At 32.3% G+C, this 21,262-nt stretch carries 19 protein-coding genes and 1 tRNA gene; 11 read left to right on the forward strand and 9 right to left on the reverse strand.

Annotated features, from left to right (window positions below):
• Nucleotides 1-624: 624 nt before the first annotated feature.
• Complete coding sequence (locus F1Z66_RS03125) at nucleotides 625-1,365, reverse strand: hypothetical protein (protein ID WP_149862150.1); 741 nt, start codon at nucleotides 1,363-1,365, stop codon at nucleotides 625-627.
• A gap of 255 nt (nucleotides 1,366-1,620) precedes the next feature.
• Nucleotides 1,621-2,118 (reverse strand): hypothetical protein, encoded by a 498-nt coding sequence (locus F1Z66_RS03130; protein ID WP_149862151.1) that lies wholly within the window; start codon nucleotides 2,116-2,118, stop codon nucleotides 1,621-1,623.
• Between the two features lie 383 nt (nucleotides 2,119-2,501).
• Between F1Z66_RS03130 and F1Z66_RS15205 the strand changes: the two genes are divergently transcribed.
• Both F1Z66_RS15205 and F1Z66_RS03135 read left to right on the forward strand, forming a co-directional pair.
• Entirely contained in the window at nucleotides 2,502-2,675 is a 174-nt protein-coding gene (locus F1Z66_RS15205; protein ID WP_154670474.1) for a hypothetical protein, read from the forward strand.
• A gap of 239 nt (nucleotides 2,676-2,914) precedes the next feature.
• Nucleotides 2,915-3,460 carry a hypothetical protein gene (locus tag F1Z66_RS03135; RefSeq protein WP_149862152.1) on the forward strand — a complete coding sequence of 182 codons (546 nt, stop codon included), beginning with the start codon at nucleotides 2,915-2,917 and terminating at the stop codon, nucleotides 3,458-3,460.
• A 264-nt stretch (nucleotides 3,461-3,724) separates the two neighbouring features.
• Here the strand turns inward: F1Z66_RS03135 and F1Z66_RS03140 are convergent, their stop codons facing one another.
• The 3 genes from F1Z66_RS03140 to F1Z66_RS03150 form a co-directional block, all read right to left on the reverse strand.
• Nucleotides 3,725-5,065, reverse strand: coding sequence for a serine hydrolase domain-containing protein (locus tag F1Z66_RS03140; RefSeq protein ID WP_159357538.1), 1,341 nt, complete (start codon nucleotides 5,063-5,065; stop codon nucleotides 3,725-3,727).
• Between the two features lie 111 nt (nucleotides 5,066-5,176).
• Complete coding sequence (locus F1Z66_RS03145) at nucleotides 5,177-5,473, reverse strand: hypothetical protein (protein ID WP_149862154.1); 297 nt, start codon at nucleotides 5,471-5,473, stop codon at nucleotides 5,177-5,179.
• 621 nt (nucleotides 5,474-6,094) lie between these two features.
• On the reverse strand, nucleotides 6,095-7,240 hold the full coding sequence (locus F1Z66_RS03150) for an alpha/beta fold hydrolase (protein WP_149862155.1): 1,146 nt from the start codon (nucleotides 7,238-7,240) through the stop codon (nucleotides 6,095-6,097).
• A gap of 767 nt (nucleotides 7,241-8,007) precedes the next feature.
• On the opposite strand from F1Z66_RS03150, the gene F1Z66_RS03155 reads away from it, so the two are divergent.
• Both F1Z66_RS03155 and F1Z66_RS03160 read left to right on the forward strand, forming a co-directional pair.
• Nucleotides 8,008-8,082, forward strand: a tRNA-Arg gene (locus F1Z66_RS03155).
• Between the two features lie 62 nt (nucleotides 8,083-8,144).
• Nucleotides 8,145-9,458, forward strand: coding sequence for a hypothetical protein (locus tag F1Z66_RS03160; RefSeq protein WP_149862156.1), 1,314 nt, complete (start codon nucleotides 8,145-8,147; stop codon nucleotides 9,456-9,458).
• Here the strand turns inward: F1Z66_RS03160 and F1Z66_RS03165 are convergent.
• The gene (locus F1Z66_RS03165) at nucleotides 9,447-10,538 is read right to left on the reverse strand and encodes a hypothetical protein (RefSeq protein WP_149862157.1); all 1,092 of its coding nucleotides are present in this window, start codon (nucleotides 10,536-10,538) and stop codon (nucleotides 9,447-9,449) included. The two genes, F1Z66_RS03160 and F1Z66_RS03165, sit on opposite strands and share 12 nt — an antisense overlap.
• Before the next feature lie 56 nt (nucleotides 10,539-10,594).
• On the opposite strand from F1Z66_RS03165, the gene F1Z66_RS03170 reads away from it, so the two are divergent.
• The 5 genes from F1Z66_RS03170 to F1Z66_RS03190 all read left to right on the forward strand — a co-directional run bounded on the left by F1Z66_RS03170 (nucleotide 10,595) and on the right by F1Z66_RS03190 (nucleotide 15,146).
• Nucleotides 10,595-10,837 (forward strand): AbrB/MazE/SpoVT family DNA-binding domain-containing protein, encoded by a 243-nt coding sequence (locus F1Z66_RS03170; protein ID WP_149862158.1) that lies wholly within the window; start codon nucleotides 10,595-10,597, stop codon nucleotides 10,835-10,837.
• A gap of 2 nt (nucleotides 10,838-10,839) precedes the next feature.
• Entirely contained in the window at nucleotides 10,840-11,067 is a 228-nt protein-coding gene (locus F1Z66_RS03175; protein WP_149862159.1) for a hypothetical protein, read from the forward strand.
• 4 nt (nucleotides 11,068-11,071) lie between these two features.
• Nucleotides 11,072-13,321 carry a hypothetical protein gene (locus F1Z66_RS03180; protein WP_149862160.1) on the forward strand — a complete coding sequence of 750 codons (2,250 nt, stop codon included), beginning with the start codon at nucleotides 11,072-11,074 and terminating at the stop codon, nucleotides 13,319-13,321.
• 119 nt (nucleotides 13,322-13,440) lie between these two features.
• Nucleotides 13,441-14,652 (forward strand): hypothetical protein, encoded by a 1,212-nt coding sequence (locus tag F1Z66_RS03185; RefSeq protein WP_149862161.1) that lies wholly within the window; start codon nucleotides 13,441-13,443, stop codon nucleotides 14,650-14,652.
• A 152-nt stretch (nucleotides 14,653-14,804) separates the two neighbouring features.
• On the forward strand, nucleotides 14,805-15,146 hold the full coding sequence (locus F1Z66_RS03190; protein ID WP_149862162.1) for a hypothetical protein: 342 nt from the start codon (nucleotides 14,805-14,807) through the stop codon (nucleotides 15,144-15,146).
• Between the two features lie 840 nt (nucleotides 15,147-15,986).
• Here the strand turns inward: F1Z66_RS03190 and F1Z66_RS15210 are convergent.
• Nucleotides 15,987-16,151, reverse strand: a complete 165-nt coding sequence (locus F1Z66_RS15210; protein ID WP_154670475.1) for a hypothetical protein — start codon at nucleotides 16,149-16,151, stop codon at nucleotides 15,987-15,989.
• Between the two features lie 243 nt (nucleotides 16,152-16,394).
• The gene (locus tag F1Z66_RS03195; RefSeq protein ID WP_149862163.1) at nucleotides 16,395-16,742 is read right to left on the reverse strand and encodes a S1C family serine protease; all 348 of its coding nucleotides are present in this window, start codon (nucleotides 16,740-16,742) and stop codon (nucleotides 16,395-16,397) included.
• Between the two features lie 552 nt (nucleotides 16,743-17,294).
• Between F1Z66_RS03195 and F1Z66_RS03200 the strand changes: the two genes are divergently transcribed.
• Complete coding sequence (locus tag F1Z66_RS03200) at nucleotides 17,295-18,206, forward strand: hypothetical protein (RefSeq protein ID WP_149862164.1); 912 nt, start codon at nucleotides 17,295-17,297, stop codon at nucleotides 18,204-18,206.
• A 352-nt stretch (nucleotides 18,207-18,558) separates the two neighbouring features.
• Here F1Z66_RS03200 and F1Z66_RS03205 read toward each other — a convergent pair whose 3' ends face one another.
• Nucleotides 18,559-18,771, reverse strand: a complete 213-nt coding sequence (locus F1Z66_RS03205; protein ID WP_149862165.1) for a zinc-ribbon domain-containing protein — start codon at nucleotides 18,769-18,771, stop codon at nucleotides 18,559-18,561.
• Between the two features lie 1,927 nt (nucleotides 18,772-20,698).
• On the opposite strand from F1Z66_RS03205, the gene F1Z66_RS03210 reads away from it, so the two are divergent.
• Entirely contained in the window at nucleotides 20,699-21,262 is a 564-nt protein-coding gene (locus F1Z66_RS03210; RefSeq protein WP_149862166.1) for a winged helix-turn-helix transcriptional regulator, read from the forward strand.

Genomic DNA, 21,262 nt, shown 5'->3' on the forward strand with positions numbered 1-21,262 from the left:
AGAGCTTTACGTAGAATGATTGTTTGAGGTAGGTGAGGCAATAGAATTATCATTACTTTGCTTGTAATATTAGATTTCGCAAGAAACAAATGTAAAGTATCGTGATAGACTCAGAGATAAAGATATTTAACTACACAAATGACAAATTAGTAGATTAAAACGGGTGATGCTCTAAAGCCCTGAATTAATCAAAGTAGGGAGTAACTCGAAATCACATTTCACAACTGATTTATGATTTAGTTATCTGTTTTTATACATTTTTGCACATGCATTTCCAAAACATCAATAAGGAGTCATGATTGACATTGAATGATTTGAGTGGTAAAGGTATATCAAATCCGCAATTTCAATATGGACATAAATTTGACAGATGGAAAAATAACATGAACTTAAAAGTGGTTGGACACGAAATTTTGCGAATTTATTAACAAGGAGATAGTTCTTATTGTCATAAGGTAACAGATACTAATTAGCATATCATTTATTAAAATGCTCAGAATTATGCATATAATTTTGATATATTATTAGAGAATGAAAAACCATGCAAATCTACATAGGTAATAAATTTTAAAAAATTATTGACTATTGCCCAGGAAAAAATGAGATCTCAAATAAAAAAAAGAGTTAGTTTTTTATGACTTTGTCTGCAGGGTGGATATCAGTAACACATACAGCTAGTAGTTTGGCGTCTGGGGCATCTGATTCAAAAACTGGTTGAAGTTTGAAGGAGACTACATTTTTTATATTCGTGCCAGGGTTTAGAGTCAAAGGTTTATTATTGTCTAGTGCATTAGTACCTGTGAATTTGGCTGGAAGATTTGACATTATTGCTTTATCCTTGCTTACCAATACTTGACCAGGGGATTGATATGTGATTGAAGTTACTGCTTGGTTACTGCCGCAATTTTTAGTATCCTCACCCAAAGATACATAATGATTATGCCATACTGGATCGTTCTTGTTTTTTTGCTCTTTGCTGTCTAAAACTCCTTTATGAGTGGTGCTTACCATAACGGCACTAATATCCTTTGTTGTCAAGATACCATATCCAAATGCACCTCCGCTACCATCTTTTGGAATATGTCCATGAGCTTGTAACACTGCTTGTACCTTCTTTGCATCTGTTCCAACTACAGCCTTATCTATATCAAGATAATCTGCATTTGAGTTTGATGGTCCATTGTTGTTACTATTATGTTCTCCTACGAATTTATTAAAAATATCAAGTCCAGGTATCTTGTCTAAACCAGGAAAGCCTGTAGATTGTGCGTTTGTTTGTTGAATTTGACCATAAGAAATTAATCCAACCGACAAAATGCCTACAAAGATTATAGCTGGAATGATGACTCTTGTATTTAAATTCATTTTATCAAACATTTATTCTAATATTGTGTATATTTGACATTCTTCTCAAAAATCTAGAAAGGTAAAATATATTTGTCAAATATATTAAATTAATAGGCTAATCTAGAGAAATTAATTTATAGTAGTAGTATCTGGAAACTTATATGGTAGATAAATATAGTTTGAATTAGATAATCATAATAGAGATAAAAATTTTACATATAAATTATAAATAAAATAAAATAAAATAAATGAAAAAAGATCTTTTGTTCGATATTATTGAGTTAATGAATCAATATGTCCGTCTACAGTGTATGTTATAACAAATGGTTTTCCTTCTATATTATGAAATGCCAATGCGTTACCAGCAAATACAAATGAACCTGAACTAACTGGAGTGTCGGTAAATTGTTTCATCAAAGATATTGCAACTTTGCCATCACCAAAGGGTGCATTTAATGGCTCTCCGGTCTCAGTTGTATTTTGTCCTGATTGATATGGATGTAACATTACTACTTCAACTGGTTGACTTGCAGTAAAAGAAGCAATTCCTGAATATATTTTACCGTCATCTCGAGGTGGAGCAGCAATCACAATCTGATGCATTTCGTGACCTGGTAATGGATCTTGCATTGATTTAGTTGTATTTTGTACAACGAAAGGTGTTGATTGTTCTGTTTGTTGTGCAAATACTGTGGAACCTGAAAGTTGTGTTATTAATGCAATTGCTCCAATCAATGCGATTGAAGTAAATGCCAAAGCAATTTTATTCATCGTATTGTTAATAAAATACAATATATATAAATTATTCGCAAATACGAAGTAGAGATTAGTCAAAGGAAAGGCAGTGTTGTAATACGGCATAAAAAGAAGTTTTTGAACGGTTATGCAAATAACAGTAACCATCTACATCTTATTCTTGTACACCAAATACAATGATATTATTGAGTATTTCCCTGTAATCGACCTATTCCCTATCTTCCACTTTTGTCATTATAGGAATCTCTGTTATCATTGTCATAATCCTCATTGCCTTTATAACATACAAATCGTATTTTTAAATTTTCTATGAAACATCTAAGATAAACTTGAATATTCGAATTCTGTTAGAAAAGTGAATGAACAAGTAAATAATAACAATATTTGCCATAATTGCTATGTTTGGTCTTTTTTCAACAATAATTGCAACCTCACAAACTAGCTTAGTCCTTGCTAAAAAACCATCCGATCCTAATTGTTTTGGCGAAGCAGCATTAGATTTTGGTAAATCCAGACAAATGGGAAACATTCTTCAAGTTTTGACGAACCACGACAAGGAATTGGTAATTTAGCCAGTCATCCAAGCGAATTAGCAGACCAACTTGGTGCAGATTGCGACTAAAAATCCAACTATTTTTTGAATTTTCTTAGTTTCAAACTTGATCACTATTTAATTAACCTTCTCGTAGATCTCTTGAATGGTAATATGACACTGCGAGGACATCTCTCAATTCCCAATGATAAAAGATAAAGATTTTATGGAAAGATCTCTTATCATAATCTTTAATAACGACTTTGTATGGTATTTGTCATGAAAAACATTAATAAAATAATTTTTAGCTCGATGTTCGTATTTGTCATTGTTGTATTGTTTTATTTCCCCATTTCAATCACCCTTGTGTCTGCCGCTCCACCTGACCCTTGCTTTGGAAATGGTGCTCCTGGTTGTATTGCTATTTGCGATAATAGTCGTGGTGATCTACAGGCTACTTGTTGCTGGCAAGCTTCAGCTGGGAATTATGCGTGTCAAACATGTCAGATAAACCCGCAAACTGGCGACTACGAAAACTGTTACTATAACAAACCAGGTAAACTAAATAACGATATCATTTCTCCTCAACCACCATCCGGAAACGCTCCTCCGACTTCAACTGAAAAATGTCCTGAAAATGTGGCAGTTGACAAGAATGGTAATTGTAGTCCCATAACCCAGACTCCAGATGAAGACAATGGTGCGGGTAGTGACAAAACAAACCTCAGAGGTAACGTATTAGATGACCTGATGTTTAGTCAGAGTCAAGGTTCTTCTAATTCTGACGAGGAACAAGAGGGGGAAGATAACCAAACTAATGGTTAGACTGTAAATACAGATCACTTTACCCACTATCTCTTATTTAGTCATGTTTATCTTACTGCTATGTTGAATCTCAGTCTTTTATTTAAAGTGAATTTGATTATTTTAAATACTTATTGAACAATGCAGAGACGATTGCAGAGTAAAAGCCCAGTGTGGGAGGAGTTGTAGAAAGAGTAAAATAATAAATAACCATAAACAAAGTTTTTGTAGATCGGAATTGTAATATTATAACTAACAAACAAAGAAAATGTTTTTCTTCATAACTTAGTTCCTTGTTAAAAGATCCATTATCAAGTTAGACAGTGTATCTTTATCATTAAAAACAATGTTAGATACATTGTTGCTAGTTATATCATCACTGGTTAGTATGACAACACCCCTTTCCGTGGTCGGATTAAAACCCATGAAAGCGTTATAACCACTGGCAGTAGCACCATTATGCCAAATGATCTCATGACCAAAGTTTGTAGTAATAATCCACCCTAGCCCTACATAATAATCAAGTTTCGCACCTTCTGATGTTTGTAAGTTATTTGGCAATAGTTGACCAGTACCATGTCTTATCAAATGCGAATCTTGCATTGGCTTATCTAATACGGTTTTAATTAATCCTATATTTGCAGATAGGAATTTTACCATATCGGCTGCTGTAGAATATATAGCACCACCTCCCTCAATAGGAGCCGATAGATTCCACATTGGAATCTCTTGACCTTTGTAGTGCCCTATGGCTAAACGCATCTTATCTTGCTCAGAGAGATTAATCCCAGTACTATTCATTCCCAATACATCTAAAATCCTTTTTTGTAAAAGTTCTTCATATGAAGACATGTTTGATTTTAGTACCAATATATGACCAAGTAAGCCGGAGCCAAATGTTGAGTAATGAAACTGCGAACCAGGTTCTCCAGATAAAGATGTGTTAGATAATGCTTGATAGAATTGCTTGATGGTGTAATCTTTAGTACAGTTAATAAGACCTAATCGGAACTGGATAGAATCCTGAACAGATGCTCTAGATGGGTCGTATTGAGGACAATAATTATAGGGCCATTCTGGCAGGCCAGAGGTATGAGTTGCCAAATCCTCAAGCGTAATCTTATGACCTTTATATTGGGGAACGGTAACATTGACAGGAAGATATCTTTCAACAGGGTCGTCTAAATTAACAAGACCGTTATTGACCATATCTGCAAGGAGGAGTGCAGTAAATACTTTAGTGTTAGATCCAATTGCAAATATAGTATTTTGATCTACTTTGGCATTGCTATTATGTGATAATTGACCATAACTGTAGAATTGAGTACCATTTTTATCTACAAGTCCTATGGCAATTGCAGCGTTAGTTTTGTTATTGTCTATACGCTCTCTCAGAAGCTCTTTTATCTGTTCGGTTATTTTTGATTCACCATCTTCGGATGTTGAATTAAAGTATAAATCTTGTTGTGAAGGCAACAGAAGTGGGCTGGAAGATGTAGAAGTTATATTAGAAGCAGTTGTGGAGCCATTTACAGGAGATTCCACAGAGTTAACTCCAATCGTTACCATCAATACAAATGATAACAATAATGAAGATAATTTTCTTACTGGAAATACTGACAACATTTTAAGAACAATAACCATAACTTTTGGATATAAATATTTGTTTTACTCCTGATTATTTTAGTTTTATTTTCATATGTAGTTTAGAATTGCGTTAATAACAAAAATTGAAAATCAAAGTTTGTATATGATTAACCTCTCTTCTTGCGATGATGCTGATACTAGAATGTTATGAGTTTCTTGTATTGAATTTAGATAAGGTTTTGAATTTTTTTGTAGTTCATTGATTGCTAACTCATATTGTGTTTCCAACGAATTAATTTCATTCTCAACATTCTCTTTATAAGATGAGTTAACATCTAATACTTTGGAAAGGTTTTCATTCAAAAGAGATAATTGATCATTGCTTACAATAATCATTTGTTGTGTTGATTTTATTACTGGCGTATAATTCTTGAAAGTCTCGACCATTTGATTAAAACTTTCTTCATTCTTATTGAGGTCTATCTGATACTGAAAATTCATTGGAGATGCAAAGGATAAGAGTATGAAGAATATGAATAATCCCGTAATGAATATGGCATTTATTTACAATAAAGAATCATTATTTACCAATCATCAACTGAGATCTTTTTATGTAAATAAATGACTTGATAATGGTGCTTTTAGGATATGGGTTTAAGCGCTTTAACAATCATGAAATCGGATTAACAAGAAACATTGTCCAATGGTTTACAAAATGATAGTAGAAATTTTAGCGTAGAAAAATCATCTGTTATGTTTTGAATATACATTTTATGCCAAGTTAATTTTGCAAAAGAGAATTTGAGATTTATGAATCAAGAAAATCAACTTTTTTATCCTAACTTGATATACTTTAGTCCATTGACTAAGTGTTCCATCTCTGATAAGGGTCTAAATTCTAATTATACCCGAGTTGGTGCCAAAGAGTCTTTCAAGAAGTAGGTCCCAAGAGTTAATGTTCTGAATAAATGAATCTTAACTAGAAAATATATCAATTTATTATTGCACCTAATTTATCTAACTTAACAAAATCAAAGGAATGAATATTAATGATAGGGATATGAATCATTACCCCATCTTATAACCAGTAATATTCAAAAATGTTTTTACAATTTCAGTAAAGGTTTTAGGATATTGGTACATCAATCCATGACCTGCATCTCTTATTTGCACTAACCATGCTCCTGGAATTTCACCAGCTAAAATCAAAGAATTGGAAGATGGAATTGCTTGATCTTCAGTTCCTGTTATTATTAAAGTAGGTTTAGTAATCCTTTGAAGTTGATCACACACACCAGTCCAGTTCTTTGAAAGCCAGTTTTCATTTATCTCAAACTGCTTTTTTAAGGTAGTAGAAAGTATGATTTCAGATGTCTTTGGTATTGTATCTGAAAAGTTTGGATTTTCTCTCATCCATTTGGTTGGAAATGTTACCTCTAGGAACAAATTTAGGTTCTCTGTTTGATTGTTTACAAAATCAGAAAGTGCTTTAACAACTTGAGGACTTTGCGGAGTACCTTCATGCCCACCACATGAAGCACCATATAGTATGAAATGATTTGCTATTTCTGGATAAGTTAAAGCGAGCTGTTGTGCAACAAAAGAACCCATAGAGAAACCTAGAACATCAGTTTTTTGTAATTTCAAGGCACTCACAAGTCCTGCAGTGTCATTGGCAAATTGTTTAATGGAAAACGGTTTTATCCCTACAGTCGTATTTCCTACTCCTCTGTTGTCAAAGATAATCACTTTATGATCTTTTGATAGTTCTTGGAGTAAATGAGTAGGCCATACATCCATTACATTACCACTACCACTTATTAGTAATATTGGAGGTCCTTGGCCAATCTGCTTATAAGCAATATTGATATCTCCAACTCTTACTTCTTGTAGTGGAATATCATCTAATGCCAATGATTTCTGTTGAAAAGCTGATGATGAATTAAGGTCTTGAGTTTGACTGTCATTATTACTAATTTTGTTTGAATCTGAAATACTGTTGTTAATATTACTAATTGTGTTTGCAATTGTTTTTTGAACTTCCTTATTAATTGCGGATTGCAATTCATACTGACTTTGTTGTAAGGATTGGCTAAAAGACGTTGTTGAATATACCAAATTTGTTTCTGGAATCGAAGTTAATAAACTGCAAACCAGGTTTATAATAACAACTAACGCAAAAAATAATTCATATGAGGATTTAAAGTGATTCACATTTTGTTTGTCTCAAACCAGCTAATAAAATTAAGAATTAGATTTAACTAATCCCATTGCCTTTGCAAATCACATAATACATTTTGACAGTCGGTGACCGTGATAAAGACCAACTGGTTTGCGATCTAATACATTCAGGAGATGAATATGTCTCTAACATTCGACAAATTCTTAATTGTAAAATAACAAGCGATGAGATAAAGGGTCTTGCATCATGCGTGACACGAACCCGATGCAAGACCCCTATGGAATTCTTTTGGAGGTATTTCTACCTATCAAATGAACTTTAAAAACAGCATGTATTGACAGTGAAAGTTAACCCTAGTTACAGGCCATCAACAGACAATAGCAAAATCTCGAATAGTCAAGAACAGGATTAAGGCACTGTGAGTCGAAAGATCTTTTAATATCCTGTCGCTATCTGTTATATGCCACTCCTCTCCAAAGCAGAGGTTCAATTCTTGCAACGCCAGAAAGTTGTTTCAAAATCATACGAGTATAAGATAAAATCCATCATCAAAAAAAGCTTCCCAACCTGATGGAGAAAGAACTTCCATTACTAACGTCATTATTTCCGAATCTGAACCTTACTTATATCAGTGAGAAACATACAGATAATCATCTACATATCAATCTTACCAAAAATAGTAAGAACTGTAAGGGTAATAACCTTGCAAATCTCCCAACAAATGCTCTAAATAACAAAAACTTTACACACATAAATAATGATAAATTATATAACTGCCATGATAATACACAAGAAAAGAGGGTCCGTAGCGTAGTCAGGATATCGCGGCGGTCTTCGGAACCGCAGGCCATGGGATCGAAGCCCACCGGGCCCGCTAATCATATGGGTTCAAATATTTCTGAACCATACATAACTATAGGAGAAAGGAGGTCATAGTTGCCCGCCAAATTGAATACAACAATCAAAAATATAGATATCAAAGTAGCGAATCAGATAAATAGACAAATTATCAAAGAATTTTATCAATATCTACAGAATATAGACACCTCTGAAAACTATCAAAACGGTTTGCTCAAGGTCTTGATTAGATATGCAGAGCATATAGGAGATAATACAACGTTTTATCTAATCCAAGAAAAACAGCAAATATTAGAGTTCTTGGATTCGAAAAGAAAATCAAACACAGATGATCCAGATAAAAAATGGATTACTACATGGAATGATTATCTCTGGAGATTAAAGTATTTTTATAGATGGCTATACAATGCTAGAGATAAAGGAATAAACGCAAAATCTTATGATTCTTGGGATACACCCGCTTTTATTGATATAAAAATGAAAACAACAAAAAGATTGAGTCCCTATCTGGAAAGTGAAATTTGGGATAAAGACGAGTTGGCTACAATAATAAAGTATGAACCTTATAAGAGGAATAAGGCGGTTCTGTCATTGTTATGGGATCTGGACGCTAGACCTCATGAGATCACACTATTAAAAATTAAGCATATAAGACTTAAGGAAAAATATGGAGAAGGAGAGATACCTCATGAAGCAAAAACGGGAAGTGGTCCAATGCTGCTTACTTTTTCTTTCCCTTATGTTAGAGACTGGCTAAATGAACATCCGTTTAAGAATGAGCCAGAAGCAAGGCTAATTTGCAATCTATTAACTGGTTCACCCATTAGGTCGGATCAAATTAGTGAAGTCATGAAGCAATTAAAGAAAAGAATTATTAGGTTAGTAGAAAGCGAAAAAGTTACCAATATAAAAGAATTAGAACAACTACGTTACCTTTTGAAGGTAAAGAAATGGAATCCCTATTGTATCCGCCATTCAGCAATAACAGCAGATAGCGATTTCTTACCAGAGTATGCTTTAAAGAAAAAAGTCAGATGGTCGATAAACTCAAAGCAAGGTGCTCGATATATAAAAAAAAGAATGGGCAATGAATTGAGAAATAAAATTTTAGAATATAATGGAATTATTACAGAGGAAACCCAGAGGAAAAAGCCTTTAGTGTTGAATTGCCCCAGGTGTAATTTGGTAAACGCCTTGGAAAATAAATATTGTTCATCTTGTTCCTATCCTATGGTACCTGAGGCATTTGAGGAAATAAAACAGAGCGAGGAAAAAAGGTTTGCTGATTTGGAAAAAAAATATTCAGATCAAATTTCAAGTATAGTCAAGGAGATGGAAAATAAATTCCAAATTCTATTGTCAAAAATAGATTTGCCAAAGTTAACCAATTAATCTAAGATTATAACCATTTACTTTGCAGTATCTATAATAACTGCTCAGGTATTGCTCCAAAGTATATAGTTTGAACTCCTGGTATTCAGAGATGTCCTCCATACCTCTCATGTATTTTATCTTGTCTGTTACTTCCTGTAATTTGAGATCCAGATTTATCAAAGATGGCTCAAGCAAATCAAGATAACATAATATCATTCTTGATACACCATTTTTCATTATAGAAGGAATCAAACCTCGTGAGATTGTATCTTGAATATCAACATAATATTGAAGAATGCTGCCTATACTTTCAAGTATTATTCCACCCCTAGTTATGGTCGGGTTGACATGCTTAACGTGAGAATGACCCAAGAAAACCCGCTCTTGATTATTTATCAAATATTCTATCTTGTTCTCAATTGACTCCATTATAAGCCCCCTGATCACAATATTTCTAACTATGGCTTGAGATTCGTTTTGATCATGTTGTTGTTTCAATTTGGCAAATCTATAGATGACCAAATAAATGAAATTCTTATCAAGGATATTATACAGAAGTAATAGTGTAGAACGAAATTTATTATAATACTTTATCTCTTTGTTTTTCCACCCTTTGCTGAGTAATTTCATTTTGGCATTCTCAATCTCTTCACGAAGGTTGGGACCATCCATTTGACCATTTGCTAGATCATCTATTTCTAAACTCATCAAAATGTAATCAGGTATACAAAATATATTATCAATTAATCCATCTTGAAACTTTGAAAAGGAAGCATTATATTCATCTATTGCAGAAATAATTTTACATAGTTGTTTACCACTGGAAGTTAACGTGATATTCATTTTTTGCTTACCTTCTCTTTCCATTAGTGCTAATCCAGCATCTATCAAGGTTTGGATCGCATCAAGCGAATTGCTTTTGTGGCCTGAACCGGTCCAGTTGATCTGTTTACCTTTATTTTGCACAACTTCAACCAGTTTATTTTTGTTAAATTTTACATTTCTGTTTTCATATAACGTGCTTAAAATTAGTTTATAATGTTTTTTTAAATCCTTGTCTAATCTACGTTTTACGTTAATAGGTAACCGGTCCGTCATCTAATCAGATTAACATGAACTTTTAGTTTTTTAAACATTTTGTTTATGATGTTCATATGAGAAACACATATCTCCTTCAACCCTACGAGGTTGGAGCAAAAAATGCAAAATCACTGGCTTTAGTAATACCTTCTGCGATCGTAAAAAAATATCAGATAAATCCTTCTACAGGATTTGCCTTGAAATATGATGAATCAAAAATTGTATTACAATTTGTGGAAAGGAATAAAAAAACTATGCCTGATGAAACTAGTTTCAAGCCTGAATCATCAAGTATAGATTACCAGAGGAGGCATTGACTTTGACCATGTCAAATAGACAACTTTCCCCAAAGGATATTATTAAAGAGGATTTGGTGAAATATAAAATCTGTGCTGGAAAGGGCTGCACTAATGAAGGAGTCCATAGTCTTGGGGTTATCTATATAAATAAGAAAGGTCTTTTTTGTGATAATTGTAAGAGGGATCTCGAAAGTTATGGATTAATTGACACTCAATTTGACGACATAGCCCTCAGGGAAAGGCAGTAACATCATGAATTTCAAGATACCGAAAGATATCCAAAATTTGTTACACTCGATTGAATATAGGATAAATAAAAAGGACATTAGAATCAAATTTACCAAAGAATACAAAAGTAAAGAAATATTGTTTGCCCCATTCGATCTACTAAATATAGAAACATCATTATCCAATCTTGAAACAAAAGTAAAGTCTGAATTACCAGATATTTCTTATCAAGTATACAATATAATTGAAGACATAATCTGTTCAAATATCCAAGACTTGGAGTTGGTTAAGAAAGAAGTTAACAATAATACAGATTCTGTCATGGGAAGTATTGATATTAATGACCACAATGAAAATGATAAACAAAATAGAAAAAAGAAAAAAATAGTGGTCAATAAATATTCTCAGAACAGAAAAGGAGAGTTATACGAATCGGTATTGATCAACAGTATTCCCATTTTCATAAGTTTCATTAGGCATAATTCGGAAGCCAATGATATCAAAAATAATTGCGCTAATGATTGCGTATACGAATCCTTGTCGTTCGATACCATTGAATATATTGAAGAGAATACACGCATATTAATTCCTCCATCGCTAGAGGAGTACTTGCATAACCCATATGAATTTCAGTCGATTGACGAGATTAAAAAAATAGCAGAAACTATGCAAAAGGAAAAGGAATCGATTTTTTCCCTGTACCGGAAAACAAAGGCGATTGTTTCAAAATATGTGGACCAAGAAGGACATCTCATCAATCTCATCGCAATCGATATAGTATTCTCCTATTTCTCAGACAGATTTAGTACGGTTCATTATACAGGAATCTTTGGAGCAAACGGTTCTGGAAAAAGTAGCATAGGCGATATTGTTGAAGCATTAGGATATAGAGCTGTTAACACCACAGATCCATCAGCAGCCAATATATTTCGTTCCCTTGGAGGTATTGAACCTGGTCAGATCATGCTGGTGATGGACGAATGTGACAAAATTGATCAATCTCCACAGATGATGGGGATACTAAAAACTGGCTATGACTACAAAAAAATAGTAACTAAAGTTAATCAAAATACTGGGATTCCTGAAAAATTCTATGCCTATTGCCCCAAATACATTATAGGCGAAAAGCCGCCGAGTTTGAGTATTGCTTATGGAGTAATGGATAGAACCTTTATCAATATTGTTTATTATGGTAAACCTATTTATGACATCAAGGAAATACTGAATCCGACGGATACGGGAGGTCAAGAGTATAAAAAGCTTTATGACGAGTTGCAACAACTTCGAAAGGATCTATTTGTATACAGATTATTACACTTCAAAGACAAAATAAAAAATATTGATATTGGAATCGATGGAAGAAATAAAGAGCTTGTCAAGCCTTATCTGCAATTGTTCTCAGATAATAATACAGAAGAAAACTATAAGACATATCAAGAACTACAATATACCTTCCAGGCATTATTAAAGATTAAAAATGAAAGAAAAGAGTTTACAATAGAAGCAGCACTACTACCACTAATTTTGCAACTGATGGAAGAAGAGTCAAAAATTGGAACGATAACATTCTCTCACTTTTGGGAAAATGTGTTATATTACATTAGAGGAAAACTTGACGAAAGAAAACCAAATGAATATCACACAGAGGACTTTGGGACTATATATAGGAACTCCATATCCAATGTATTACAGAAACTTGGAGTAACTTCGAAACATCATCGTAAACATACAGAACTAATATTTGATAAGAACAAAGTCCTGAAAAATGCGAGTCAATACAACATCTCTTTCCAAACAAAATTAGAAACACAAAACAAAGATTCTGATATCTTTAATATCGGAAAAAACCAGAGTGAAAAAACGAATGAATTAAGTGGACACTGTGAGGACTGTGAGGACTTTAAGACGACTAATACAAAAGAAAATCTTCCCTGCAGTGGGGACATTTCAAACAATATCACTAAATCAGGTGATAATAAAGCGAAAAATGACGAATTTGATACAAAACTTAACTCAAGACTGGACATCATAACAAAGCAAAATTATAAAAGTATGGAATCAGAACCTCAGAAGCATTCACAGTGCTCACGTTCTCACACAAATACTAGTGCAAATAATGAACATGATTCAATATCCAACCAGAACATATTCAGATTCAGAAATACAGACATCTGGGGATGTAGATTCTGTAGGGATCGAGGAGACAAATGGTACATGCTTAAACATCCCTGCAGAGGGACCTTGAACAAAGATTCTGATCAAATATCACCATGACAATGAAAATTTCAAAATCTTCTTTTGTAGTAGCACGATCAATCTGCATCTTATCGACATCCGTAATTTTTCGAATTCAAAAAATTATTGAGAGTTAAATGATCTAGGAAGAAGATAATTTGACCATTGAAGCAAATTTGGACTTTATTCTCTCACATTTTGACGCAAATGATCTTTTCCCAAGAAAGATGATGACCAATAAATCAAACGGACAATTCATTGTCAAAACTAAAAGAGAAATTCTGTCACGATGTAAGGAATCAGATTATATAGACTGCAGGATTAATGCATATCACTTTTTCCAAACAGCTAATAACAAATCCTATACACAATTTTTACCATCACCTAATTTTGTCTTTATCGATTTGGATTTATCCAGTTTTGATAACTTCACTAAACCAAGGGAAATGCTTGATATAGCCTTAAATAAGGTATTAGAAAAAATATACCTGATCTCTCAGACATACTCCCAACAATCTCAGCATTCGCTAATCCAAAAGAGAATATCAAAGAATGAAGAAGATCTGATGCAGTTAAAGGTTGAACCAACGGTACTTTGGACGGGCAATGGGTATCATGTTTACTTGCCTATTCAATCTTTGTTACTAGATCAATATGAACTGTTTTCTAAGGAAAAATATCCAAATTTATTCACCGATTATAGTAAATATTCCAGATTTTCTGTGTCTGAATTATTTTTACAATATGGAGAAAACTTCTTTACAAATGGAAAAGCAGATCCGAATCACAAACCAACATTTAGATCATGTTTAATAAGAATTCCAGATACCTTTAATTCCAAATGTTTGCAGAGAGGTTATGATCATGAAAACTCCAAAGTAAAAATAATAAAAAAATGGAATGGACAGAGATTACCTATCCAGTTATTAACAAAGGGATTTAGAAGATGGCTCATGCAACTTGAAGTCGACCAATACAAATTCTCGTCAAAATATGCTAATAATCTTGACAGTATTAAAACTACAAATCACATATGCCTTCAGAACCATCATACAAATTTAATTCATATAAATAGAAAAATATGGTGGATTGAAAAGCTTTTATCAACTCCGATCCTAGATCATAGGAAGTTTTGTCTTTGGAGAATCTTCTTGCCCTATCTATTAAATATAAGAAAGTTAACGGTTGATGAAACTGTTCTTATGCTAAAGGAATGGTTAGATAAATGTGATCTAACAAATGAACTTGACTTTAATTCGGTCCAAAAGATTCATGAATATATAAGATATGTAGGAACTTATCTTCCTCCAAGCAAATATAGATTGAGATCTATAAATACTGAGGTCTATGAAATGGTAAAAAGACTATAGATAGTAATTTGTTATCTTGATGTAAACGAGTTGATTGTAAAATAATCCACATCTGTTTCTTGATTATCTCGTTAACTCTATATGATAAAATACGTATGGTTATTAGTTAAAACCTAAAAAGCTAAAAGTTTTAATTCCCTTAAAATATATCATTGTCAAGAAATAAAGGAGATAAAGACTACACAGATTCTGAAAAATCTATTAAAAAGATACTGGATGATATTTACGGTGAAGTATCGTCATCTTTCTATGATTATTCCACAGAAGGTAGAGAAATAGCAAATCGATTCAAATTCAAATTCAATAAAGAAGAACCAAAAGAACATGATTTCATTCAAAAGATTACATCCCTTCCCATAAAGGCTTTCATCAAATGTGAATATGTTAGCTGTGGGAAACCAAATTGTGATCAGGAACATGGACCATATTACTATGGGTATTGGAAAGATGATAAGACTAAAAAACTAAGAAAGAAATATTTAGGAAAATTATGACTTCGTAATGAATACTTGGAGAATAATAATAAAATGTTATAATTGAGCGTGTGAAAGAGCGCTTTCAAGAATTTCTTAGGTAACAGATTCTGTGAAATTGTTTATAACTAAATTAAGACAAGGTAATACTTGTTAGAATATCTATTAGCATTTAATTTTCAAAATATACATTATATTACAAAAACTTGTCTACAAAATAGATCTTTAAAATTACTCTTCAAACTTTTTGTAGAGATGGCACTTTTATCACAACTGCGACAGTACAGCCAGATCTTATCTGTAAAGTAATACCGAATGTAGAAGAATATCGAATAATCTGATGTATTTAACTTTCTTGTTTTCTGGATTCGATAAGAATCAAATACCGTGGAAAAGGAATTATGTAATAGATTTTCTCTCTATTTTTCATCCTTGAACCAATCCGATTCTATTGCTCCAATGAACAGATATTCGCTGGAGAAAGATGTCATTTCACATTCTATGATAATTACTGAAATCAAGAATTTGGAGAATTCCAAAATAGTCATAGTAATAAGGAAGTTGCAATGACTATTGTTATTGCTGTCCCAATATCATAATCTAATAGATTATGCGACAATCCTGAGAATAGGCTCGAGGCGAATAAACTGAATGATTCAAATCCTTTTCTTTTGATGAATTGATTAAAAGGGATAAAATTAATCTGGATATATTCTAGCTCAAAGATAAAAGTCGAAGATTCTGATAATCTTCATGAATCTTCTGTTATTGCATAAGTAATAATTGAAAATTTGGAGTCAGGACTAGATCAATGCGAGTAAATTGAAGGTGAATTAAACAGGTAAAACAATCTCATATGTACTAATACATTTCAAAAGATGACTTTGTAATGTCAATGTTTAGCCAAGGATAAATATTAATCCATTCTCTATCAGAAAAACTAGTAGATTCAATGACTTTTGTCCCACTTCCTTTTCTTCGCTTCTTTATCGAGTTCCCTATCCTGTCAGATGAATTCTCAATCAATTATAACAAGACTTAAGTTTCTTAACTGTAATGCATTCGAAATATGATACCTGGTTTCAAAAATTCCTTTACTATATTTGTATATCCCTCGTTCACTCAAACATGCAATTAACTTATTTGACAAAAACACATCAAATCCTACTTAATTGTTGTCCAACAAATGGCTCATAAAATCTTGAATATTCTTCATACTTGGAGTCTCAATACCTAATTGGTTGTGATATCTTTATTTGAATATGATCATCAGGAATTTAGTTTTGGTATCATATCAATTAAAAAGAAAGAGTTGGACTTGACTTTGACATTTGCCTTGTACGTTGATCCATCGATAAATGTTATATCAAATTGTTTATCAGGCTCAACTCCACTAATTACATGGTAGTTAGCAATTGTGTGACCTAACTGATCATAAACAAAACCTGATCCTAATCTAGACTCTCCAAGAATATCTGAATCATATGTTACTCGTATAACTGATTGATCGACATTGTCATAAAGTTTAGTTAAACTGTCATCGGCATAATTGACATTTTGGTTTATAGGTATCATATTTTCAACACTATTGCCATTACCACTACTATTAGAAATCATCTCCGGAAGAGGGAGATACAGAAGAGGTTATTTGTGCACAGGTATAAATATCGAAATCCAAAGTTTCAGTGTTTGTTGTGTAAAGCAGGATGAATAAAGTCGAACAGAAAATGCATATTATTATTGCACCGTATAATATGTCATCAAAGAGTCTATTTCTATCGTAGGTTAAGTTAAAGATATTGACACATTGTTAGGATCAATGATTATAGATAAAGAACATCAATTGAAAAATACATACTGTTAAGTCAAAATAAAATTCCATATTGGCTCTTTCTTTAACCATATAGATTCAATTGTTACCGGTTACAATTTAGATACTCCTTTATTAGTGGACTAGATATATTCTGTATAGAAATAAAGCGTTAGTTTGAATAACTTTGATATCCCTTTCTGTATAGAATATCTTTCATGTTAAATCCACTATTGAGTTAAGATGTATAAATCTAGATACTATTATCTTCAAACGCATTTTCATTTGAATCCAGTCGTTTTCGCAATAAGACCATAGCAAGTACTATAAGACACTAATACTCTTTCTATCTTATTAGCATGGAATCGAATGAAAATCCACTGGGAGTATATTTGTTAGCTATTTTGACTGTAACGGCACTATCAGTAGTCATCATATGTTTTGAAAGTAATACGATGAACAAATTGATTTTTGCAGATGCTCAAGAAATTATATATAATGTTACTACAAATTATTCTAATATTCCTTCTGCTGAATCTGTTCATACCACTGAGACAATGAAACTACCTCCAAACACAGATACATTTGTAATGCTAATTGCAAATGAGGCACATGAAAGTTGGAAAGAGGAACAGCATAAATTAATTACAGATAAAAACGCGTATTTTATCCCTACAAATCTCATTATCTACGAAGGAACAAAGTTAGTATTCTTAGATGCCGACGCACCATGGGATACCCCTCATCCACATGACATAGAATTGGTCAATATCAATAATGAGGAAAATAGTGAAGCTTCATCCTTTTCAACAGGTATCTTAAATTATACAGATAATTCAGAACTCTTTACTCTTCCTGTTGGCAACTATTCAATAACCGATAAAGACTATGAAATAAAAGAAGGAACAATTACCGTGCTTGACAACAATCAGGGAAATAATAATAATAACAATAATAATAGCATCGGTAACAACAAACTAATTGTAGGAGGATTTTATACCCCTACAAATCAAGTCGAAAACACAAAGGATAATGACGGCAACACTCATCCCGGTTCTTTAGCATATTATAAACAAGTAGTTAATGAAAATGGAATTAAAATTCTAAGTGAATACAATTTCACCTATTCTAAATGTGATTATTGTCCGCAAGGATATTGGCCAGATAACAAGAGCGGAAATCATACTTTGATTATGTATAGTTCTGAACAACCACTAGAGCAAACGTTAAAGATATTAAAAACATTCGTAAAAGATAATGTATACATTTAATTCTATTTTCTTTGATGTATTAAGACACAAAAGCATATGCTCATGATGGATTCATAGTCATTAGAAAATTTGCCCTGAATACCACCAATACATCATAGGTATTTATGATTACAAGACTGACGAAGGAAAATGCATTAGCCAGGATAACTATGAGCAGTTTTAAAATATATAAACACTACAAAACTAAGTCCCAATTTTTTTTAGAATATGATAGTAGGAACTTAAACTAGATTTATCAATAAAACCAAGGGTTGTTCCGCTTTTTATGTATTATTTTAGGCTTGATATTAATTTAATTTTATTTTTCCTGCCCCATTACCAATAGGTAATTCAGAGATAAAAAGAAATAAATTTAACTTCCTCTGCTATTTTTTATATCAAGATTCTGTCCACATTGATCGCAAAATTTTGCAGTTTTGAGATTTAGAGCATTGCAGTTCATACATTTACTTTCAAAGCTATTTTCTAATTCCTTTTGAACTCGATCAGAAATTATTGCATCCACATTATTTGTAATTTCTTCCATAATTGTTTTGCATGTCGATCCAAGGAATATGGCCGTCAAAGGATCTGCTGCTAAATGATATTGAGCTCCCTCGGTTTTTCTTACATTTAGAGAAATTTCAGCATATTCTCCATCGTGAAGGTCAAGATAATTTGACGAATAAATTTTTTAAAGGTTTATTTCTATAGTATTAAAGAAATAGTATTCCTGAGATGATATTTTTTAAACCAGTTTGTAAATTTTGTCCTTAATTCTTCAGTCGGCATTTCATATATTTCTAGAAATGTAAATATTTAAAACCCTAACATTTGCTCCAGTTAAAGTAGACGTTTTGTAATCTCTTAACTTTTATAGTATTTTATATTGCAGACTATTTAAAGTAATGAAATTTTCAAATTTGCTTATTTCTCTATTAGGCAATAAGGTGGATTGAAATATAATCATCAGTTTCGAGGATCCGCTGTTATTCAATTTAAAGAATGCAAGATGGATCGATAAAGCAATATTTGCAATTCGAACCTCCCTGCATTCGTAATGAAATACCCTGTAACCTTATTCAGTGGTATATTATTAATTAGGTTCCATTTAATTATCGTTTATGGTACAGTTGCATAAATGAATGAATTAATAATTACCAATGAAGTTATATGTATTAACTGCACTATGAATCAAATAAGTAGTTATAGTAACATAATAAATATTGTAATTCTCGTTTTATAATCAAGAGGAGGAACTAGATTAAAATAATTTCAAAATCAAGCAAGATATTATAATATAAAATTATGTAAATGATTCTCGAATGTGGAAATTTTATTGATACTAGCTATTAACAACTAAAGATCAAGTATCAAAAAGTAATGGTAAGAAACTGGCATGAGGAACGTGTATGGTATGCTTTAGGTAAAACATCTCCATGTTATTTTGGTAATTAATCTAAAGTTATTTTCATTCTGTTTTCTGTACTATAAACCTATTATAGTTTAAGTGCTGGTTACTATACACTGTGAAGTTCTTTGATGCTTGAATACACAGTAGGGTAAAAAAAGTATACTCTCCTTAGGGAGGTGAGATGGTTGAGAATGAGCTATACTCCTGCCTCCCAAGGTAACGTTATTTAATGGTTTATACATAGAATGTCAGTTTTATTCATAATCAAATCTATCAAGTTACTCGTTCGATTTAATACTTACCTATCTTACAATTACTCGAATCGGGTTGATGGTTCCTTTTGTCATATAAAGATGCACTTCGACCAAACGGAAATCATCATCAAAAGTTTAATTTGATCTCACGATAGTTTGTGAAATATTTAATTCAATGACCAGTTTATTTTATGTGGCGACGATTGTGCACTGTTTTACTTCAACATTTTGGCAAGCCTAAAAAGGATATATTTTAATTCGGTATTATAGTAACCACTTTCATTTTGACTATTATACTACAAAATTATTATAGCAATATTTCTTACAATACTTTAACACATTACTCCAAAATTGCATCGTATTGTTGGGTTAAATAATGTCAATACGATTTAGAAATAGGAGTGATAAAAGGCTGTCTTTTTCTTCTTACTTCTTATCAACGTTTTGCCAAATCAGTATCCCTAAAATTAGTTTCAAAAAGTGAATCTCAAAATGAGAAATAGCAGATAACAAAATGATTCATATAGTTATTTTGAAGGTCCTAACAAAGAATATATATCGAAGGAATACTCGTTAGATCTAGAGATTTTCAGCGTAACGCTTAACCTTAAGATATCAGCATTAAATAACATGAATTCTATTAATATTTAATCAGTAACAGCCGAAATGTACTATTTTTTGCCTAGAATTTAACTGACTAACATCTTGAAACTATAAGAGAATTCAATTAGATATGTGTACCATAAATAATTTTATGATCATTCTTCGCCATAAGAGTACTGACTTGAATATTACCGAATACTATCGCTTATATAATGTGCTTGCATTGGGCGGTCGGCTAGATTGTGGCTGGAGATGAACTTGAAGGTACAGCAAATATGATACTCGAAACTATTAGACAAAATCCAGGGTGGCACTTGCGTAAAATTAAGCATCATATGAAGATATCCATGGGCACAGTTCAGTATCATTTAGATAGACTTGAAAAAATGGGTAAGATATCATCTACAAGGAATGGTCTATATAGGCATTATTTTCCTATCGGAATGTTCAAGGAAAATGAGCAACAGATTATTAAGTTTCTAACTCAAGAAACCCCAAGAGAGATAATTATGTTTATCATGGAAGATCAGAATCCTTCACAAACTGAAATTGTGTCTAGGATCAATATATCATCTGCATCGATTAGTTGGCATATAAGAAGGTTAGTGGCTGCTCGCTTATTACAAGAATCAAAGGATGGTAAATTCAAGAGATATAGAATACATCCAGATATTAATTCATTATATATCGCCAAGTTATTACAAAATTATTATCCACATACTTGGAATAAATGGAGTAGTAGGCTAGCAGAAATGTTTCTGGCCATGTCAGAATCAAAAGACAATAAAGGAAAGGAACAGAACTAA

The organism is Candidatus Nitrosocosmicus agrestis (assembly GCF_008389435.1).
GTDB classification, from domain to species: domain Archaea; phylum Thermoproteota; class Nitrososphaeria; order Nitrososphaerales; family Nitrososphaeraceae; genus Nitrosocosmicus; species Nitrosocosmicus agrestis.

Excerpts from the sequence above, each read along its gene's own strand:
- F1Z66_RS03125 (WP_149862150.1), bottom strand. The coding sequence starts at position 1,365 with ATGAATTTAAATACAAGAGTCATCATTCCAGCTATAATCTTTGTAGGC.
- F1Z66_RS03130 (WP_149862151.1), bottom strand. The coding sequence starts at position 2,118 with ATGAATAAAATTGCTTTGGCATTTACTTCAATCGCATTGATTGGAGCA.
- F1Z66_RS15205 (WP_154670474.1), top strand. The coding sequence starts at position 2,502 with ATGTTTGGTCTTTTTTCAACAATAATTGCAACCTCACAAACTAGCTTA.
- F1Z66_RS03135 (WP_149862152.1), top strand. The coding sequence starts at position 2,915 with ATGAAAAACATTAATAAAATAATTTTTAGCTCGATGTTCGTATTTGTC.
- F1Z66_RS03140 (WP_159357538.1), bottom strand. The coding sequence starts at position 5,065 with ATGTTGTCAGTATTTCCAGTAAGAAAATTATCTTCATTATTGTTATCA.
- F1Z66_RS03145 (WP_149862154.1), bottom strand. The coding sequence starts at position 5,473 with ATGGTCGAGACTTTCAAGAATTATACGCCAGTAATAAAATCAACACAA.
- F1Z66_RS03165 (WP_149862157.1), bottom strand. The coding sequence starts at position 10,538 with ATGACGGACCGGTTACCTATTAACGTAAAACGTAGATTAGACAAGGAT.
- F1Z66_RS03170 (WP_149862158.1), top strand. The coding sequence starts at position 10,595 with ATGAGAAACACATATCTCCTTCAACCCTACGAGGTTGGAGCAAAAAAT.
- F1Z66_RS03180 (WP_149862160.1), top strand. The coding sequence starts at position 11,072 with ATGAATTTCAAGATACCGAAAGATATCCAAAATTTGTTACACTCGATT.
- F1Z66_RS03195 (WP_149862163.1), bottom strand. The coding sequence starts at position 16,742 with ATGATTTCTAATAGTAGTGGTAATGGCAATAGTGTTGAAAATATGATA.
- F1Z66_RS03200 (WP_149862164.1), top strand. The coding sequence starts at position 17,295 with ATGGAATCGAATGAAAATCCACTGGGAGTATATTTGTTAGCTATTTTG.